Genomic DNA, 20,133 nt, shown 5'->3' on the forward strand with positions numbered 1-20,133 from the left:
GGAGACTAAATGGCTACCCACACCCCCTGCTTTATACTGAGCGCGGAACAGATCCTGTCGAGAATCGACGAGCTTAGTGATGTCCTTGAACAGTGCGTGAACGATGGCGCATCTGTCAGTTTTATGCTCCCTTTTAACCGCGATAAGTCACGGCCTTTTTGGACGCGTGTTGCACAAAGTGTCTCTTGTGGAGAACGCATTGTTCTGGGGGCTGAAAATGCGCAGGGGACGCTTGTTGGAACCGTTCAGCTCATTATCGATCAACCCGAAAACCAGCCTCATCGTGCAGACGTTGCCAAACTTCTGGTTCATACCTCCGCACGGCGGTGCGGGATCGCCCGGGAATTGATGAATACACTGGAAATTTGCGCACATCATGAGGGGAAAACCCTCCTGGTTCTTGATACGTCTACTGGCAGCGCCGCAGAGTTGTTCTACCACAATTGTGGATGGCAAAAAGCAGGGGTAATCCCTGGCTATGCAAAAATGCCTGATGGAACACTGGCCGGGACCACACTTTTTTATAAAACGCTCTAATTTGTCACCGGGCATTGATCAAAACAGGGTTTCATTGTATTAAAGTTTGCTAACCTATTAGACCAATTTAATCAGGTTGTATGACTAATCATAAAGGGAACCCATTGTGCAAACACTAAATCGTCGCGATTTCCCCGGTGCTCAGTATCCTGAACGCATTATTCAGTTTGGTGAAGGAAACTTCCTGCGCGCCTTTGTTGACTGGCAAGTTGATCTGCTGAATGAACATACCGATCTGAACTCTGGTGTGGTCATTGTTCGTCCTATCGAAAGTACGTTTCCGCCGTCACTGAGTACCCAGGATGGTCTCTATACCACCATCATTCGTGGTTTGAATGAAAAGGGCGAGGCCGTCAGCGATGCCCGTTTAATTCGTTCGGTTAACCGCGAAATCAGCGTCTATAGCGAATACGATGAGTTCCTGAAGCTGGCGCATAATCCTGACATGCGTTTTGTTTTCTCTAACACCACGGAAGCGGGTATCAGCTACCACGCGGGTGATAAGTTTGATGATGCGCCGGCTGTGAGTTATCCGGCCAAACTGACCCGACTGCTGTTCGAACGCTATAGCCATTTCAACGGTGCGCTTGATAAAGGCTGGATTATCATTCCTTGCGAGCTGATTGATTACAATGGTGAAGCGCTGCATGAACTGGTTCTGCGTTATGCTCAGGAATGGGCGTTGCCGGAAGCATTCGTACAGTGGCTGGACCAGGCAAACGCATTTTGTTCTACGCTGGTGGACCGTATTGTTACCGGTTACCCACGTGACGAAGTTGCGAAGCTTGAAGCTGAACTGGGTTATCATGACGCGTTTCTTGATACCGCAGAACACTTCTATCTGTTTGTTATTCAGGGGCCAAAATCATTAGCCACTGAACTTCGCCTCGATAAATACCCGCTGAATGTTCTGATTGTTGATGACATCAAGCCGTATAAAGAGCGTAAAGTCGCCATTCTCAACGGTGCGCACACAGCCCTGGTACCGGTCGCCTGGCAGGCAGGGCTTGATACCGTGGGTGAAGCAATGAATGATGCTGAAATTCGCGCCTTCGTTGAGAAAGCAATCTATGAAGAGATTATTCCGGTGCTGGATCTGCCGCGTGATGAATTGGCGTCATTTGCCAGTGCGGTGACCGGCCGATTCTGCAACCCGTACATTAAGCATCAGTTATTGTCGATTGCGCTTAATGGCATGACCAAATTCCGCACCCGTATTCTGCCGCAGCTGTTGGCAGGGCAGAAGGCCAGTGGCCAATTGCCGCCGCGTCTGACATTCGCCCTGGCAGCCTTGATTGCTTTCTACCGTGGTGAGCGTAACGGTGAATCTTATCCGGTTCAGGATGATGCGCATTGGATGGAGCGTTTCCAGGTGTTGTGGGCTCAGCATCGTGACCGCCAGATTACTACCGAAGCGCTGGTCAACGCGGTATTGGCCGTAAAAGAGCATTGGGAACAGGATTTGACACAGGTTTCCGGACTGGTCGAACAGGTTTCTGCCGACCTGGATTCTATCCTGGCGAAAGGCATGCGCGAAGCGGTTAAGCCACTGTGCTAATACGTTAACCCGGTTCAGGCCGGGTTTTTTTATCGTCCTTATTTTTAGTTACAACATACAATTTAATTTCTAAAAATGGAGCATGCCTGTAGCTTCAATGCACACTATGGTCAGCAGGAAAAGATGTTTAGATAATGTTGCTATAAGCTTGCAACATTGATCGCGATCACGTTTAATGTCCCGGCTTTCACATTTTCCGAAGATAACCATGATCGTTCGCCCCCAACAACACTGGCTACGCCTGATATTCGTCTGGCATGGCTCAGTATTATCGAAAATCTTTTCACGCTTGCTGCTGAATTTCCTGCTCTCCATTGCTGTTATCATCATGCTGCCATGGTATACGATGCTGGGTATCAAATTTACTCTGGCACCGTTCAGCATTCTTGGTGTCGCAATTGCAATCTTCTTAGGCTTTCGTAACAACGCCTGTTATTCGCGCTATGTTGAAGCCCGACATTTGTGGGGGCAGTTGATGATTGCTTCCCGTTCACTTCTGCGTGAGGTGAAAACGACCTTACCAGACGATGCTGAACTGGGGCAGTTCGTTCGTTTGCAAATCGCATTTGCCCATTGCCTGCGTATGACTTTACGTCGACAACCGCAGGCGGAGCCCCTGGCAAAATATCTCAGCGAGAGCGATTTACAGACCGTTTTTGCGTCTCAATCACCGGCCAACCGCATTCTGCTGCTGATGGGGAAATGGCTGGCCGTTCGCAGACGAAATGGGCAGCTATCTGATATATTATTTCACAGTTTAAACAACAGGTTAAATGATATGTCAGCAGTGCTGGCAGGTTGTGAGCGTATCGCGAACACACCCGTTCCGTTTGCTTACACCTTAATCCTGCATCGCACGGTATATCTGTTTTGCATTATGTTGCCGTTCGCGTTAGTGGTGGATTTACACTATATGACACCGTTCATCTCGGTGCTTATTTCCTATACCTTTATCTCGCTCGATACGCTAGCCGAAGAACTCGAAGATCCGTTTGGTACAGAGAATAATGATCTGCCACTCGATGCGATTTGTAACGCGATTGAAATCGATTTGCTGCAGATGAATGATGAAACCGTTGTGCCGGCGAAACATATGCCAGATAAGCATTACCAGCTGACATAACATCCGGTAGAGCTGGTAGCACGACCAGCTCTTATTGTTTCACTGAAGGAGTAGGTAAGACTTGATACGCCGGTTAGTGCGGCTTTAGCCGAATTCTCTTTGCCACCACGCAGGCTGCATATCGGTAAATGAATGAAACTCGGGAGCCAGATCTTCATCATTGGGGTCATCAAAAACGCCCGCTAATAGTGCTATTACCGGAGCATCATCAATAGCACCAACTGAACTTCCACATTGAGGGCAAAAAGCGCGACTGGAGGTTTCTGAAGAACGCCAGGTAGTCGGTTTACCCGCTTTTCCCGTCCATTCTACATTTTCAGCATTAAATTCAATCCAGACGACGGTTGGTGCACCGGTATGCTTGCGGCAAATATCGCACGAGCAGGTATGCGAATTATTAGGGCTCGTCGCGGTAAAGCGAATAGAGCCACACAGACAACCGCCAAGGTAGACTTTAGACATGACAACCCCCGTCAGTAAACGTTCTCAGACACTAGCAGATGACTGGCTGCATCACTAGATCTTCATCGTAAAAAGGCGAGGGCGCGCATGGGGAATTTACAACAATTATCAGCCCCTGGTATAAAGAGGCTGATACCTGGAGGTCAGTGATTAAGAATTGTGTCTGGCAACGATAAACAACCGCGGAAACGCCAGCAGTATTTTCCCATTCTCTTGCAGCGGATATTGCTCCTGCAGCAATGCATGATAGCGCGCCAGATAGCGATGTTGTTCGCTTTCACTCAGATCCTGCAACCAGGGACGCAACCCCGTAGAACTCACCCAGTCGATAATTGACTGGTGTGAATCCATAACGTGATAGTAGGTTGTACGCCAGATATCGACATCGCAGCCCATGTCAGTCAAAATATCATAGTACGCATGCACTCCGGGAAGAGGTGCACGGCCGCGATCGGGGTAACCCAGTTCATAGGCGACTTCACGCATCAGAACATGCGTTGGCTCCAGCCAGTTATCCGGCATTTGTACTGCCAGTACGCCTTCTTTCCCCAGCAGAGAGACCAGGTGGGGAAACAGCTGATAGTGGTCGGGAACCCATTGCAAAGATGCGTTTGCATACAGCAGATCGACAGGCTCTTCTGTCTGAAATGCGCTAATATCCGCTTCGATAAAATGACAGCCCGGCAATGCGTTGCGCGCTTCGCTCAGCATTGCCGGTGAAGAATCCACGCCTGTTATTTGCGCTGATGGCCAACGTTGATGTAGCAATGCGGTGCTGTTACCCGGGCCGCAGCCGAGGTCGACGACTGAACGGACATTCTCCAGCGCGACTCTGCTGAGCAATTCAGCTGCGGGCCGCGAACGTTCGGTTTCATATTGCAGATAGAGCGAAGGGTTCCAGTCAGCCATGTTTTTGTATCCTGTGTGCGATGAAATAGTATGATTCTGAGCCAGCAATTTTCATTACGCCCTCAGAATCAGTGATTCTTGTTCCTTCCCAACATAGCAAGTGTAGCTTTAAAGGGTAAAAACAGGACAAATCGCATTACAAAAGATAATAATTCATAATCTTTCTTATACTTCTTTTGCTTTCTCTTCAGGATCGCGATCTCTCTTTGGGCATTCAAAAAACTCTTGATATAACATTCACCATTATTATGGTTGTCGATAAAGTCATCACCGTAGTTGCTTTCATAGAGGCTTATGCAGTATTTTATTTTTTTCTTAATAGACTCAATGTCATCAAATTGAATCCAATATTCAGATAATAAGTATGCTATCAACTTCTCCTGGAAAGCAGACATGGTACTGTGTTTATCATTCAAAAATATCGCATCGAAATCTTCTAACACTTCAATTTTATGTGTGGCTTCGTACCATTCGCTTCGGCCAAAGCAATAAACTGGTTTACCTAAAATCAAGGCCTCAATGCTTGTGCCAGAATTACATGCGATAACGGCAGAACTCCCTTCAATTAATTCGTGGATGTTAGCATCAACAGACAAAACATTTTCGTTGGTTGCTAATAGATATGCAATCTTGGCATCAATACCTCTGGATTTACACATCGGATGGCGTTTGATTACCAACGTTCGATTTGTCTTTTTAGCCAATGCCGCAACATAGTCTAATGCCCCCATGGCGCTGATGTTCTCATGATCGGTAACCGAATCAGAGTTGATCTGCATGGGGAAAAACAGGTAATCCGAGGGGAGAGCAACGTGGTTATGTGGCTGTTGATGCTTGGAGAGTTTTGTCTCCCTGAAAAAATCCCGCTTCTCGGCAATGATATTTTTGGCACTGTCGTGATCTATTTTATTTATTTTATCGATATATGAACTGAAGTTGACACAAATATCTGCCCACCCCGAATATCCATTTTCATCTACAGAGTACAACCCATATATAGGTGATTCTTTTATCGAGAAAACATTTTTGTCATTATTATATGAGTGAAAGGAGAATGTAATGGATTCTTTAATTGCCAGTCTTTTAAGACCATAACAAGGGAAATTAGCTGGATTCAGTATTACCTGTAATTGTTCATCATGGAGACAAGATATAAAATTACCAATAAATTGTCGATGAATGCCTTCACTCTTACCGAGCCATTGTGGTAAGTCAAAGTAAAAACGGTTTAAATCATTCATCATAACTCCAGGTGATTAATGTAAATAAAACTTTGGGTCAGGTTAAGCTTTATTTAGTCGTCGGCCGCCCGCTAAACAGTAACGATTATCATTAAAAATGCAGATATTGCATTATATTATTTTCAGAGGAACAATACAATCCGGTACTTTTGAATCGAAGTGGAGACAGAAGGGCATATCGACATATTCAGAAACAAGTATGCTGAATAATATATTTCCCCACATCAACAACTTTATTTGTATCAGGGGCAACATTGAGTACTATAAACCGCATTTGTGGGCAGAACAGTTCCAGGCTTTTTTTACTGCATTCCGTTTGTAACCATTTATGACTGCCACTTTCGGTTTGTACCAGATTGAGGTTTGCATCCTTACTGCACACAAAACCATCCACAATTGCTTTTTGCCTTGCAGCATCCAGATTCAAGCCAATAACATTTAGCTCATCGACGTCTTTATCATGTGAACTGGCAGAGACGCGGGTCAACGCACAACCAGCCAGCGTGAATGAAAGAATCAATAGAAACGCGACGCGTAAGATAGTGTTGTTATTTTGATGAACATGGATAGTTCTTTGCATTGTGCTGTAAGGTCCGTTGCTGTGAAATTCCAGGGGCACAGGTTTGTGTCGTACCTTGGTTGTACGCGAGAAGGACTGAATGAGCAATTACAACGTCAACGATTTGACGTATGCGTAAAGTGTATGGTTTGAATGGTAGTCGGTGAACAGCATAAATCCAGGAACAAGCGCTGTTATGCGTTATCAACGACCAGCACAATGATGAACCCAAAATGCCAGGTTTCACTTATCACTATGTAAGTGCGCATAATGTATATTATGTTAAATTGAATTTATCCCGTATTACCGCAGTACCGTATCGTGAAGCAGATCGTCCCCTAACCCTTCCAATACCGAGTGCAATCTCGGCGGCCTAACCTTGACAAAACACCGACGGTGACCGGCTGGTGTAGAACTGCCATGTACTGTTATTGAGTCGCATTATGCTGAAATAAAACGGCTCTTTCGGTTTAAGGTAAAAATCTGGCAGCGTTCTCGCTAACAATGGGTGAATGTTAGTTCCGCCGGAACTTGAGGCGACATTTCCAGACTCCATAAAGTAATCATTATCTTTGCGGGTAAAGGTAAACCAGACATTTTGATTTACCGCCTGATTTTCACCGTTTTTATCAGTTATTTTTCCACGTAAAATAGCCACTCCATGGTTGCCATTAAAAACGTATCTAACTGAAATATCACCACGAATATCTGGATACTCCATTATTAATACTCCGGAACAATCGAAATGCGACCGTTGCCAGTTTTGTATTGCCATCGTGGCTGCAATTGTCAACGCTACTGCTAAAATGATGCCAATACACCATTTTATATTACGTCCCCACATGTCTGGACTCCATGAAATAATAATGAGTAACACAGTCATTATCATGCCAACGGCTAAATTGCTTTCGACAAGTTAATGCGGAGATCCGCGGAAAATTAGGATACAACGAGAGATAAATCCAGGGATAGCTCTGACAATCCAGCATGCCGGCTTTGATAAACTGTTGGTGCTGATCAAATTTAAGCACATCCTGGTTGGCGTACCAGTGACATCCCTCCCCTACGCTTAAAGGCACATAACGGCTGAGTCGGGGATCAAACTGTGCCTCCCAGGTAACTACTGCGGCTATAAAGCAACAGACGAACCCCGCCAGAAGCCAGCAAAGAGTGCGCATACGCAGTGATTTTTTCGCTGTTTTTACCGACGATAACGATGCTGTTACGGGTTGATCGCTGAGCGGGTCTTCTATCTTCTGTTCCAGCACTTCCAGTTGTGGCTCAAGGCGGATCCCGACTTTCGGTACGGTTACGATAAGTTCTTCATTCAGGCTAAGTTCTTTAAATGCGCGACGCAGCAAGGAGATATTCTGATAGAACGTATTATTGGTGACCTGCGCACCGTTAATATACCAGACATGCTCAAAGAAATAATTACGTTCAATAACCTGCCCCTGTTGTTGAATTAATAATAGTAAACAACGGGTTGCCGGATTGCTTAATGTTATACGTTTGGTCTCATCTGATTTCGCGTAGAGTACGTTCCGCTCTGGCCAGAATACAACGGTACTGTTAAGCAAAAACACGTGTGCCATTATGTTCCCTGAATATGGATTTTTGTCAATTTAGCTGGAGCGAGCACTGCCAGCGTTAATTTACGACAGTTGAAAACCCCCAACGATTTCCTTCATCGTTAATCACAGTAAAGTTTATCTTATTATTCAGCATTTCAGGAGGTGCAGACTTAAAAATTACCTGCCGGGAACGCGGTGAAACCACTATTCCAGTTATGGAATAGTCTCCTGAAACTACATTAGCCAGAGATATGTTCCAGGAACTCTGATTAACAGCGTAAATCCCCCCGCTTTCATGGTGAAAACTTAGAAGATTGATGCTTTTTTCAGTCAACACACCTGTATTTTTCGGTCTCCATAGGACTTTTAGCTGATTTCTTAACGTTAAGCGCACTTTTTCACCAGTTGAGCTATTTTTCGCTTCCGCTGGAACCTGGTACACGTTGAGCCAGAATAGCGACTCGCGATCGTTGGCAAGCTCCGTACCGGTTGTCATGATCTTTATCTCGCGTTGTTCACCGGGGAGAATTTTTAGCACCGGGGGAAGCACGATAAAAGGCGAGCTGGCCTGGGATGGCCCTTTCTCTGGCGTGCCGTCATCTACCCAGCTTTGAACCACCACCGGATAATTTCCGTCGTTGACCAGCATTACCGTGCGTTGAGTCTCTCCGTGGTTGAAGATGACCCGAGTCGTACTGATGTTAACCGCTGCCTGCACGCCAAATGCCAGCATCCAGAGGCTACTGAATACGTAATAAAACTTGTACATGTGACTGGTAGCTCCCCGCCGTTAACGTATCCGCGCCAAAACTTGCCAGACGAGCTTCGAAGCTTTCGCTGTAGTAATTGACGCCATCCTGGCTGCCATTTTGCTGCGTATTACTGCCAATGACCGGCATCCAGCCGCCTTCGCTGCCGCTACCGACAGTAGATACCGCCATAAAATTCACTGGACTACCCGCCCGGTAAACACGCACGCCAACGCCGCGAGCCCGACCGGGGGTACCGTATTGCGTATCCAATAGCCAGGTTACGGTTTTACCGGTAATCAAATTAAAACCCCAGGCGCTGTTAACGCTGCTTTCCGGCGCAAGAAGCCCCATTGCGACATTGCTCTTCCCGGTCGCCACACCCGAAACCACCGTTGATTCGCAGGCAAATCCTATCTGGAAGGGCGCTGAGGAATATTCCCCCAGCCTGAGCTGAGCCACGGAAATTGGTGGCAAATGCACTACCGGCGTAAAATCGGTGACCTGACACATTGCCGCACGTTTGACGAAGATCCCGTTATTGTAAAGGCTGATCACTGACGGCCAGTCATTCGCCCAGCCAGCCCAATTTCCTCCACGGTGCGGCTGACCTATCTTGATACCCCACGAAGTTGTACCTGGCGCACGAAAAACCACGTAAGCATTGGGATTCACATAGCTATTGTAAGTAGCAGACTGCGCCTGGTTGGCGTAATAGCGTGTATCCAGCGTTTTGATCAATTCGGCGCTTATCGTCGAGAAGTTCTTGGCCTTAATCAGGAAGTTGCCATTGGTGTCGAGATCCAGGTTTTCCAGTGGGCGTTGCTGCCAGCTGTCGGTAAAGACGCTGCCTGTTGCATCGTGCGTCAAGCGTAATGCGACGTTTTTCATTATGGTCAGATACGCGCCAGGTACATCCGTTGCTTCATACCAGCCAGCCACGGTGTCATCACCGTTAGTTGACCAGGCTTCATAGAGTTGCCCGGCGGTGTCCGGTGTACAACGGAAAAATACCTGCTCAGGATCGTAACCGCCGCCTTTATGAGCATAAGTGGTAAAAGGGATCCCGCCGCTGGAGGTCAGGATCGTCCCTGCCGGCTGAAAACTGCTATTACTGGTGATATCGACAGACTTACTCAATCCCGGCAATAACCCGTTCCAGGCATCGTTGCCGCCGCCGGAGCGCCAGTCATTGGCAATGCCGTCCGTACTTGCACTAAGCCTGTGCGTGCCTTGTGCGCCATTACTTCCTGATTTATATGGATAAATAATGTATTCACAGGCGGCCTGTATCTGACAAGAAAACAGCGCCAGCACCAGAAAAAATAGTCTCATGAGCGCCCTTTTGTTACGCAAGTGACCGTTAATGCAATTAACGGTTCTGTACGTTGTTGTTGGTTAAGTTTCCACGGCAACGAACAATCACTGCTTTCCAGCATCAATAGTCCCTCTTCGTCTTCAACGCGGGCATATACCTGGTTCGCCTGGGCAACCATCCCGACTACACGACCTCGACCGTCGGTCACTGCCGCTCCCATCGGTAACGTCACGTCACTCTTCACAGTGATGAGTAACGGATAGCCAGAGAGCGTTGCAAAACGCAGTTTTACTGCGGCCCCTGCCATTGGTGCAATGCGCCGTTGGCTCTCCTGAAGCTCTGCGTTGGTGTTCATTCCGCTACCGTCGAGAGTCACATTGTTATAACGATAAGGTGTCAATGAGGGAACCAGCGCATAACCCCCACTGTTCACAGTTGCACCCCGTCCGCCCCCTACTCTGGCTCCCACAGCGCCTGGCGCTTCCACCAGAGCAAATGTGTCGCCAACCCACGGGCCGGCCACAATGCCATGGCGATGTACAACGAGCGCCCCGCGTATCCCTGCAGACCATTGCTGATAGTTTTGTGACTGTGAGACGCTGCCGTTTAGCGTGCCGAAAGCCGTATTTTTTTGCAGTGAACCACCCCAGTCGGTCACGCTGTTTGACCCACCTTGCCCCTGTTGCCAGCCAGTGGACAGCGCGTAATTAAGGGTTTCATCCTGATCAAGCGCACCAGACAATGCCAACTGCGCATTGCGCCCAGCCTGTTGAGCCTGACTCGCCGACAGCGCCAGCGTATGCTCACGTTCGCCTATACCTAAAGGCATTGAGACGGTAAGCGTTGCCATGTTTTCTTTTTGCACCTGTGAACGGTCACCGTTACGCCACCAGGTGTCCTGTCGGCTGAATGACATACCTAACGTCATTCGTCCAAAGGTGGTGTTATACCCAGCCTGCAACTGAGTGCTGCTGCCACGGTCACTGTAGTAATCCATCATTGATCCCGACAGCCATAGGTTTCCGTAGCTGCTCAATGTTTGGTTCACCGTAACGGTAAACTGGTTTTTTTGACGCAGCGTATCCGAGCGCCACTGCGCGTTGCTCCCGCTGACGCTTCGCTCACCCAGAACGTCACCGTAGTCACGATATCCTTCTGTGGAATAGCGATAACCCGCCAGCGCGACGTGAGTTCCTGTCGGAGTGAACGTTTTGCTCCAGTTGGTTTGCAGCCGCCAGCCACTCATGGTTTGAGAAGCAATCCGGGCCCGCGAACCGGTAACATCGACACCCAAAGCGCCCATCGACGTTGCCAGAACGCCTCCCATCAGCAGTGCCTGGTAGTCGTCGCCGATCCGCAAAGCGCCATTAGCGGTCAGGAGATTCGTCATCCCGCGCTCCAGCGTGAAATCGGTAAACAGACCATCGGCGGCGCTGTAATCCCGGGTCTTACCTGCCACCAGACCGTAGCGCCAGACGCCGGGACGCAGTGATAAAGGTACGCTGGCGTATGGCACGGTATAGCTACTCTTTTTGTTATCGGCGCCGGTGATTTCAACTTGTAAATCACCGTCCCAGGCTGTATTCGGCAAATCATCAAGTACAAAAGGGCCTTGTGGTACGCTGGTTTCGTAAAGCGTTCGACCATTCTGCTTGACCACAACGCGTGAAGGTGTAGATGCCGTACCACGAATTTCTGGGGCATAGCCGCGTCGCGACTGTGGCCACATTCGTTGATCGGTTTCCAGTTTGACACCTGTAAACGCCATACTGCCAAGCAGATTTCCCGAGGTGTAGCTTTCGCCTACCGTCAGTAAACTTTCCAGAGATGCGACAGGATGTTGAAGCCAGGTTTGCAGCGCATCCCAGCGTTGGCTTTCTCGATTGCCATCGCGCCGCCAGTTGGCAGACGACTGTTGGCGAAATTGCCAACTCCCCATGTTGAAGCCGCTGCTCAGTCCCAGCCAACCATAATCACTTTGCTGACCGTTATTTTTATTGTGATAGGCGTGCAGATTGTAGTTACTGAACAACACGCTCTCGCCGCTTTGCCACTGCGACGGCGGTACATAATCCATGGGGGTACGTTTTAATGCCGCCTGAGGAACGCTGAGATTCAGACGCAATAAGCTCTGGTCAAAATCCCAGCGTCCACCGCTGATCCGAGCTTCAGGGGCGAAGCAATCCTGCCCTTGTTCCGACGCTGCTGTTACGCCCTGTTCAACCCAGAATTTCGCCGGAAGACAGGGTTCGGTACGTCCAGCTGTATTCTGGCGAAACAACACATCATCCCGCCCTACATACCGTCCATTGAGCCAGATATCCACGCTATAACGTCCCGCGACCACCGCATCCGGATTGTTGAGCATTGCCAGGCTTTTTTCGTAACCACTCCCAAGCAACAATGTTTCGTCAAAGGTGTAATCGCTGGCAAAAACAGGCATCGCAGCGGGCAAAAAAAGCCACCACCAGCGTGGGTTAGTTTCGGACATTGTCCTGCTTCTCCAACGCCACGCGCCCGCTTAATGAGGCTCCCTGATCGTTAATCCAGCGCATTTGCGCGTCGTTCAATTGCGAAATTTTTGCAGGCCACGACATCGTCGCCCACGGTGCGATTGTTTCGCTCTGAATGCGCTGTTTTTTTCCCGCACCGCTGACGTCAAGTGACGAAAGCGCGAGATAGAAACCACTGTTATTACGTAAATGCAGCCTGCCATTCTGCAGCCAGACCCGGCTGGTATTCGCCATCTCCAGCGGCGAACCCACCAGCCCCTCGGGTCTGACCAATACTTTTACGCGGCTACGCACCAGCACCAGTAGCTGGTTATCGGTTTGCGCATCCTTATTTATGGGCGGGATCTGAATGAAGTTAAACCACCATAGCGATTCCCTGTCCTGTACGACGGGTTTACCGATGTAACGCAGCCGAACAGTTTGCCCCGCGTGGGCAGCCATCCGAAAGACCGGTGGCGTAGTGACAAAAGGAGCGGCCGCAGTTTGTGGTACTGATTGTGCATCGCCATCATCAAGCCAAACCTGAACGACACCAGGGACGTCGCCGCGATTAGTTAATTGCACACTGATTTCCCGGCTGTCTGCCGGATAGATTATCCGGTTGCCGGTCATCACTATGCTTGCCTGCACGCAGAAGCACATCATCATTCCAGCTAAACCAATAGCCAATCCTTTCATCACGCAGATCTCGCTTACAAATAGGAAATGGCGTATTGCACAGTGCCGACAACAGTCCCGGCGGTTGCCCCACCGTTCGGGCTAAAATACTGCACGGCAAAGTCGTGCTCACCGGACGTATTTCCGGCCGCAACGGTGATTCCTGTAACCGGAGTTCCAGTACGCAAATCAATAGGCGTAGTGCCCGCGCTATCGGTCAGCAGTTGTAATTCAACATTTTGCGCTGTACCCGTATTAGCCAGGTTTCCGCGCTCGGTCATATTATTTGCAACAAACACAGTTTTAATATCCAACGCATTAGCATCAACAGTACAACCAGTAACGCCGAGGGTGAATGTTGTCAGGCCTGCTGAAGATGATGCTGCCGCGAGATCGCTTTTCGCAACAGACGGCAGTAATACGACCGGCCGTGCATTTACACCGTTAACCGTGACTTCGCAAGTTTGTTCGGTCACTTCGCCTTTAAAGGTGATGGTATTTGCTGAATCAGCATACGCTATTTGCGCAAATAATAACGCAAGGCCACCAACCGCAAATATGTAACTGGTATGAGGATTATTGATTTTCATATTGTCTGTCCTTAATTAATAAATACATCGGTATCGTAATAAATAATGCAATAGCCCCTCTCTGCTGAGAGCGGAGTATTTATTGAGGGATACAGCGACGCCAGTAATGTCTTATGACTCCGTAGGATTAACCCTACGATGACTGCTAGTTTAAGAATAATCCCAGAGATTAAAACCTTTGTTTTCTCAAATCATATTAGGTCGGTCTTAAATAAGATCTCAATTTCGATGTTTTCGATATAACTCATTGTTTATATTGAGTTTTATAGCTAGCGATAATTTCCCTAAGAAAAATTTTCTTAACCTGAATTAAACACGATAAAGACCATGTTCATCACAGGTTAATGCAGCCATAGCCAACCTTGTGACCGTTTAGTCTTAAAGTTAACCTTCGTTATTACCCGTGTTCGTCCTGGTGTTAACATAAACTTGCCGGGGTTAATTCAACCTGGCAAAGTAGCACATAATTTTAAGATGAGAGGAATATTTAACCGAGATAACGTTATATTTTCCTCATAAATTGAAGCTTCAATGCAGTCTACTCAGCGTTGTCTTCGGTGTAAAAATAAATTGCCACCCCCCTAATGTAAAGAAATGAAAATACAATCTTATTCATAGAAAAGTATGAGTGAAGTCGGCAAAGGAAAAACCATAGTTATGATCATCACAGAAATGTAATGTGAGAAAAAAACAACACATCTAACCCTTACTACGCTCAAACTTGCGACGCAGCAGACCTTGAATATGCCTGATAATTCAAGAGAGCAAGTGTGTCTTTTGCACACCAATAGCAAATTTTTAAACCTGCGAATACATTATTTCGCGATGTGAATATCCGCGAAGATGACGCTAAATACGTCATTGATAATCTGAGTGTTTTATTAAATGGAGTTGTACAAGCAATAACAACCAAGTACTAAATACGACTCATTCTCACATGTTTTTTATAAACATGAGAACGAATGATGATAGCTAATACAAGTAAAGATAGGGGTAATAACTTATGGCCTCACAATATGACTTTACTGTCACCCTGCACGATCTTGCTTTTATTCTTAAGCAGATCAAAATATCCGAAGCGGCAACTAACCCAGACGGGAGCATTAATGCTGAAATGCTTCGGGAATTAGTCTCCAGTCCACTCTTGCCCTATGGACTTCGCACGGTAGATGGTTCATGGAATAACCTTCTACCGGGCCAGGAGTTATACGGTTCAGCCGATCAAACCATGCCAAGGTTAACAGCTTTAAACTGGCAAGATGCGGATCAAATGACCAGTTATATACAGATTGGCGGCATGGTTATTGATGCCGACCCACGAATTATTAGTAATTTAATTTCAGACCAGACGACCTCAAACCCGGCCGCACTTGAGGTTTTTAACGCATTAAAGGATGCGCCCGGCGGCGGGACTGTTACTGGGGATGACAGCTTATCCATTCCCAATCAGTCTCCCGATATCGGTCTCTCCCCTGCTTTTAACGGCTGGATGACCTTCTTTGGCCAGTTTTTCGACCACGGCCTGGATCTGATTCCGAAAGGAGGCAACGGTATTGTTTTCATTCCGCTCCAGCCCGATGACCCTTTATATGTGGAGGGGTCGGATACAAACTTTATGCTATTAACCCGGGCGACGGTTGATGAGAATCGAGAGACGGTAAACCTTACAACCCCCTTCATCGACCAAAACCAAACCTACACCTCCCATCCTTCACATCAGATTTTCATCCGCGAATACGCCATCATTGATGGGAAACCTGAGCCAACGGGGAATCTGTTAGGCGGCGCTAACGGAGGACTGGCTACCTGGGCTGACGTTAAAAACCAGGCTGAAACCCTGCTTGGCATTAAGCTTACCGATCAGGATGTTTTTAATGTTCCTCTGCTGGCGACGGACCGTTACGGTAATTTGATTTTAAGTGAAAATGGCAAGGTGCAGATTGTTACGACTGCCGGGCTGGTTGAGGCTAATGGCGGTCTGTTACCCGCGGGGACGTTCCGCACCGGTCATGCGTTTCTGGATGATATTGCACATACTGCCGCCCCCAAAGTGGGCCTGCTGGCAGATGATGACAGTGCTATCGGCGGCGAAGGACCACAACCTGCAGGAACTTATGATAACGAACTGCTCGACCGTCACTTTATTACCGGCGACGGTCGTGGTAATGAGAATATTGGCTTAACCGCGGTGCATGCTGTTTTTCACAGCGAACATAACCGCCTGGTTGAACAGTATAAAACTACGCTGCTGGAAACTGGTGATATCGTTCTGATTAACCAGTGGTTGATGCCGAATCACCAAATCACAGAATTACCTGCCGATACCTCTACCCTGGTCTGGAACGGCGAGTACCTATTCCAGGCCGGTCGTTTCTCCACGGAAATGCAGTATCAGCACCTCGTGTTTGAGGAATTTGCTCGTACAGTACAACCCGCCGTCGATCCGTTTGTCTTCTCCAACACAGCGGATATTAACCCTCAGATCTTTGCCGAGTTTGCGCATGTGGTTTACCGTTTCGGGCATTCAATGCTGACAGAAACCGTGGCGCGTACCGACATTGATATGCAAAGCGGCGATCTCGGCCTGATTGCCGCGTTCCTGAATCCCGTGGCATTCAATGAAATCAACGGTGCTACCGTTACTGACGATCAGGCCATCGGCGCGATTGTGCGTGGTATGACGCGTCAGGTGGGCAACGAAATTGATGAGTTTATTACCGATGCCCTGCGTAATAACCTGATCGGCCTGCCGCTGGATTTAGGCGCGCTTAACATTGCCCGTGGTCGCGATACAGCAATGCCAACGCTAAACCAGGCTCGCGAGCAGTTCTTTGCCTTGAGCGGTGATAGCCAACTACGGCCCTATACCAGTTGGGCTGACTTTACCACCTACCTGAAAAACCCGGCCTCGATCATTAATTTTATGGCCGCTTACGGTCAGCATGAGCTGATCCTCAATGCCACCAGCCTTGAAGGTAAGCGCGCGGCGGTGAACTTCCTGCTGTTTGGCGACGCCAACAACGCCCCACCTGCGGATGCCATGGATTTCTTCAACAGCACCGGTGCGTGGGCAACCAAAGAAACCGGACTGAATATGGTCGATTTCTGGATTGGCGGGCTGGCCGAGCGCAAAAATGAATTTGGCGGCATGCTGGGGTCAACCTTCAACTTTGTTTTTGAAACGCAAATGGAAATGTTGCAGGACGGTGACCGTTTCTACTATCTGAGTCGCGTTCAGGGTCTGAACATGCTCAATGAACTGGAAGCTAACTCGTTTTCCGCGCTGGTAATGCGTAACAGCGATCTCGGCGACGCGGATTCCTCTCACCTGCCCGCCAATCTGTTCCAGACGCCGGACCATATTTTTGAAGTGAACCGTGTGTTGCAAACGGAAATCGACCCGAAATGGGGGAATCCGCTGAAGGATCTGCTCTCGCCGCTGCTGGTGCGTCGCGATCCGGGTGCTGATGTGGATGGCGATGGCTTTGCCGACGGTGGGTATCTGAAATATACCGGCGATGGGCATGTGGTACTTGGCGGTACGGCAGGCAACGATACGTTAATCGGGGGGAAAGGCATCGACAGCCTGTGGGGCGACGGCGGTGATGATCGCCTGGACGGTGGTGATGAAGCGGATGTGGTTCACGGCGGCGACGGTGACGACATCATTACTGACACCGGTACGCCCGTGGGCGATGCCGACTTCCTGCACGGCGATGCCGGACACGATGTCATCTTCTCCGGTAACGGGAACGATCTGGTCTTTGGCGGCAGCGGCAGCGACTTCGTGGTGGTCGGCGAAGATGCTCAGGAGGTCTTCTCGGGGCAGGATAACGACTTTGCGCTTGGGGGATCGGGCGCTGATTTCCTGATGGGCAACGAAGGAGACGACTGGCTGGAAGGTGGCGACGGATTTGACACCCTCGCCGGAGACAACTCAGAGCTGTTTTTCAACAGTACCATTATTGGTCACGACGTTCTGAATGGTCAGGGCAACGACACTGACTACGATGGAGAAGCCGGTGATGACATTATGGTTCAGGGCGCGGGTATTCAGCGCAATAACGGCATGGCCGGTTTCGACTGGGCTATCCATAAAGGCGACCCGAACGCAGCGAACTCTGACCTCGGGATCCCGATTTTCGTCAACCAGCAGGAATTTATTCTGCGTGACCGTTTCGACCTGGTTGAAGGACTGTCCGGATGGAAACACAACGATATCTTAACCGGTACGGAACAGCCGCTCGGTACGGCACCGGTTCAGGGTGTTCCCCTCTCCAACAATCTCACCCAGGAGGGGGCTGACAGAATTGACGGCCTGCAAGCCATTCTCGGCGTAGAACGCTCGGCGAATCCGAACGCGGTACTGCTGAACCCTGATGATGGTAGCGATATTTTACTCGGCGGCGGCGGTAGCGACCGCATTATGGGTAAAGCGGGGAACGACATCATTGATGGTGATGCCTGGCTCAACGTTCGTATCGCCGTTACCGGCATGGCGGGACTCACCAGCGCCGAAGGCATGGCCGAACTGAAGTCGTACATGCTGGCTGGCACGCTGAAACCCAATCAGTTGTCGATTGTGCGAGAAATCCTTTATGACGGTGATGGCACTGAAACTGATGTGGCAGTCTACCGCGATATCAGTAGCAACTATGCCTTTACCCGTATGGCAGACGGTAGCCTGCGCGTCGATCACGCCACGCCTGATGCCGCGCTGAACCTTAATGACGGCATTGATCGCCTGTTGAACATCGAAAAACTGGAGTTTGGCGATGGTCAGCAACTGTGGGTGACGGCGCAGCAAGCGACGGGCGATCTTACTATCAGCAATCCTAACCCTTCGGTGGGCGACCTGCTGCGCGTCAACGTGGCGAACTTGCTGGATGGTAATGGGCTGGCGGCGGATGTCGCCATCACCATGACCTGGCAGGCATTCGTCAATGGTCAATGGCGGGATCAGGCGACCGGCGTGGAGTTCAGAGTGCCTGGCGCTATTCAGGGCGCGCCGCTGCGCGTGGTTGCCAGTTTTAACGACCGCATGGGCGACGCTGAAACGCTGGTGTCGGCACAAACTCAGTCAATCCTACCGCGAAATCAGGCCACCACCGGTGTGCCGGTGATTAATGACCTTACTCCGACCGAAAGCCTGACGCTGACCGCGGTGGTTTCGGGAATTGCTGATGCCGACGGTCTGAGCGGCGGTAATTTCACGTATCAATGGAGAATGAGTACCCCGACCGGGTTCGTCAACATTAACGGCGCGACATCTGCTACCTATACACCGGGCCAGGCCATGGTCGGTCGGACGCTGCAGGTGGTGGTTACCGTCGTCGACGATGAAGGCAATCCCCCTGTTGTTCTGACGTCGACCACCACTCAGCCAGTGGGTGATCTGATTGTCGGGAACAACGGCGCTAACACACTCGTTGGTACAGCATGGAGCGATATTCTGCGCGGTGAAGGCGGGAATGACACCTTGCTGGGCGGCGCCGGTGACGATCTTCTCGTCGGCGGTGCGGGTAACGACAGCCTGTCTGGTCAGGCGGGGCAAGATATCCTGCAAGGCGACGCGGGTAATGACACCCTTGATGGCGGGCTTGGCGCCGACAGCATGACCGGTGGCGCGGGTGATGACACCTACATTGTTGATGATTTCGGCGATGTGGTTATCGAAGGTGCGAATGGCGGTACAGACATTGTGCGCACCAGTCTCAGCAGCTACGACCTTACGGACAACGTGGAAGAACTGGTCTTTACCGGCAGCGGCAGTTTTATCGGCACCGGTAATGCCATTGCAAACACCATTACGGGCGGTTCCGGCAATGACTATCTGTTCGGTATGGGCGGGAATGACCAGCTGTTTGGCGGGATCGGCAATGACTTCCTCGATGGCGGAGATGGCGCTGATAACCTGCAGGGTGGAAACGGCAACGACGTCATGATTGGCGGGGCGGGCGCGGATACCCTTTCCGGCGGTAGCGGCGACGATATTCTCAATGGCCAGGAGGGGAATGACACTCTGGATGGTGGCGCCGGGAGCGATATATTCGCCTTCGGGGCTAACTTTGGGCAGGACCGAATCACCGGTTTTGACAGTAATCCCAACGGCGGTCAGGACTTCCTTGATCTCGTCTTGTTAGGCATCAATGCGGGTAATTTTGCCAGCAGCGTGTCTATCACCGGAAACAATGGCAACACCGTTGTGACCATCGGTACCGACACCATCACATTGGTGGGCGTCAATTCAACCACCGTGAATATTGGTGACTTTTATCTGGAAATGCCCACCACCCTTGCCAGCAATAATGGCAATAGTTCATTGATCGTATAAGGAGAAGAC

The 20,133-nt window shown here is 49.5% G+C and carries 15 protein-coding genes; 4 read left to right on the forward strand and 11 right to left on the reverse strand.

The window, feature by feature from the left end; translation table 11 throughout:
• The first annotated feature begins 9 nt into the window (after positions 1-9).
• From OGX91_RS00540 to OGX91_RS00550, 3 genes are all read left to right on the forward strand, one after another.
• Positions 10-537 carry a GNAT family N-acetyltransferase gene (locus tag OGX91_RS00540; RefSeq protein WP_005122711.1) on the forward strand — a complete coding sequence of 176 codons (528 nt, stop codon included), beginning with the start codon at positions 10-12 and terminating at the stop codon, positions 535-537.
• Positions 538-643: 106 nt separating this feature from the next.
• On the forward strand, positions 644-2,095 hold the full coding sequence (locus OGX91_RS00545) for a tagaturonate reductase (RefSeq protein ID WP_005122710.1): 1,452 nt from the start codon (positions 644-646) through the stop codon (positions 2,093-2,095).
• Between the two features lie 208 nt (positions 2,096-2,303).
• Positions 2,304-3,218, forward strand: coding sequence for a bestrophin family protein (locus OGX91_RS00550; protein WP_286625131.1), 915 nt, complete (start codon positions 2,304-2,306; stop codon positions 3,216-3,218).
• An 84-nt stretch (positions 3,219-3,302) separates the two neighbouring features.
• On the opposite strand, the gene OGX91_RS00555 is transcribed toward OGX91_RS00550, so the two are convergent.
• From OGX91_RS00555 to OGX91_RS00605, 11 genes are all read right to left on the reverse strand, one after another.
• The gene (locus OGX91_RS00555) at positions 3,303-3,680 is read right to left on the reverse strand and encodes a GFA family protein (RefSeq protein WP_005122708.1); all 378 of its coding nucleotides are present in this window, start codon (positions 3,678-3,680) and stop codon (positions 3,303-3,305) included.
• A 150-nt stretch (positions 3,681-3,830) separates the two neighbouring features.
• Positions 3,831-4,589, reverse strand: a complete 759-nt coding sequence (tam, locus tag OGX91_RS00560) for a trans-aconitate 2-methyltransferase (RefSeq protein ID WP_040231091.1) — start codon at positions 4,587-4,589, stop codon at positions 3,831-3,833.
• A gap of 68 nt (positions 4,590-4,657) precedes the next feature.
• The gene (locus OGX91_RS00565) at positions 4,658-5,833 is read right to left on the reverse strand and encodes a capsular polysaccharide export protein, LipB/KpsS family (RefSeq protein ID WP_082031722.1); all 1,176 of its coding nucleotides are present in this window, start codon (positions 5,831-5,833) and stop codon (positions 4,658-4,660) included.
• Positions 5,834-6,017: 184 nt separating this feature from the next.
• Positions 6,018-6,410 carry a hypothetical protein gene (locus tag OGX91_RS00570; RefSeq protein ID WP_005122705.1) on the reverse strand — a complete coding sequence of 131 codons (393 nt, stop codon included), beginning with the start codon at positions 6,408-6,410 and terminating at the stop codon, positions 6,018-6,020.
• Positions 6,411-6,762: 352 nt separating this feature from the next.
• Entirely contained in the window at positions 6,763-7,233 is a 471-nt protein-coding gene (locus OGX91_RS00575) for a YqeJ family protein (protein WP_040231088.1), read from the reverse strand.
• Entirely contained in the window at positions 7,220-7,984 is a 765-nt protein-coding gene (locus OGX91_RS00580; RefSeq protein ID WP_286625133.1) for a winged helix-turn-helix domain-containing protein, read from the reverse strand. The genes OGX91_RS00575 and OGX91_RS00580 overlap by 14 nt, the downstream gene beginning before the upstream one ends.
• 55 nt (positions 7,985-8,039) lie before the next feature.
• Positions 8,040-8,732, reverse strand: a complete 693-nt coding sequence (locus OGX91_RS00585; protein ID WP_223236797.1) for a fimbrial biogenesis chaperone — start codon at positions 8,730-8,732, stop codon at positions 8,040-8,042.
• Positions 8,704-10,047 (reverse strand): fimbrial protein, encoded by a 1,344-nt coding sequence (locus OGX91_RS00590; protein ID WP_286625134.1) that lies wholly within the window; start codon positions 10,045-10,047, stop codon positions 8,704-8,706. The genes OGX91_RS00585 and OGX91_RS00590 overlap by 29 nt, the downstream gene beginning before the upstream one ends.
• Positions 10,044-12,521 (reverse strand): fimbria/pilus outer membrane usher protein, encoded by a 2,478-nt coding sequence (locus OGX91_RS00595; protein ID WP_286625135.1) that lies wholly within the window; start codon positions 12,519-12,521, stop codon positions 10,044-10,046. The genes OGX91_RS00590 and OGX91_RS00595 overlap by 4 nt, the downstream gene beginning before the upstream one ends.
• Complete coding sequence (locus tag OGX91_RS00600; protein ID WP_223236807.1) at positions 12,508-13,221, reverse strand: fimbrial biogenesis chaperone; 714 nt, start codon at positions 13,219-13,221, stop codon at positions 12,508-12,510. The genes OGX91_RS00595 and OGX91_RS00600 overlap by 14 nt, the downstream gene beginning before the upstream one ends.
• A 14-nt stretch (positions 13,222-13,235) precedes the next feature.
• Positions 13,236-13,790: a fimbrial protein gene (locus OGX91_RS00605; RefSeq protein ID WP_005122687.1), complete on the reverse strand. Its 555-nt coding sequence runs from the start codon at positions 13,788-13,790 to the stop codon at positions 13,236-13,238.
• Between the two features lie 1,003 nt (positions 13,791-14,793).
• Between OGX91_RS00605 and OGX91_RS00610 the strand changes: the two genes are divergently transcribed.
• Positions 14,794-20,124 (forward strand): peroxidase family protein, encoded by a 5,331-nt coding sequence (locus tag OGX91_RS00610; protein ID WP_286625137.1) that lies wholly within the window; start codon positions 14,794-14,796, stop codon positions 20,122-20,124.
• Positions 20,125-20,133 lie beyond the last annotated feature (9 nt).

The sequence above is a fragment of the Citrobacter sp. Cpa228 genome, from assembly GCF_030333085.1.
Classification (GTDB): domain Bacteria; phylum Pseudomonadota; class Gammaproteobacteria; order Enterobacterales; family Enterobacteriaceae; genus Citrobacter; species Citrobacter pasteurii.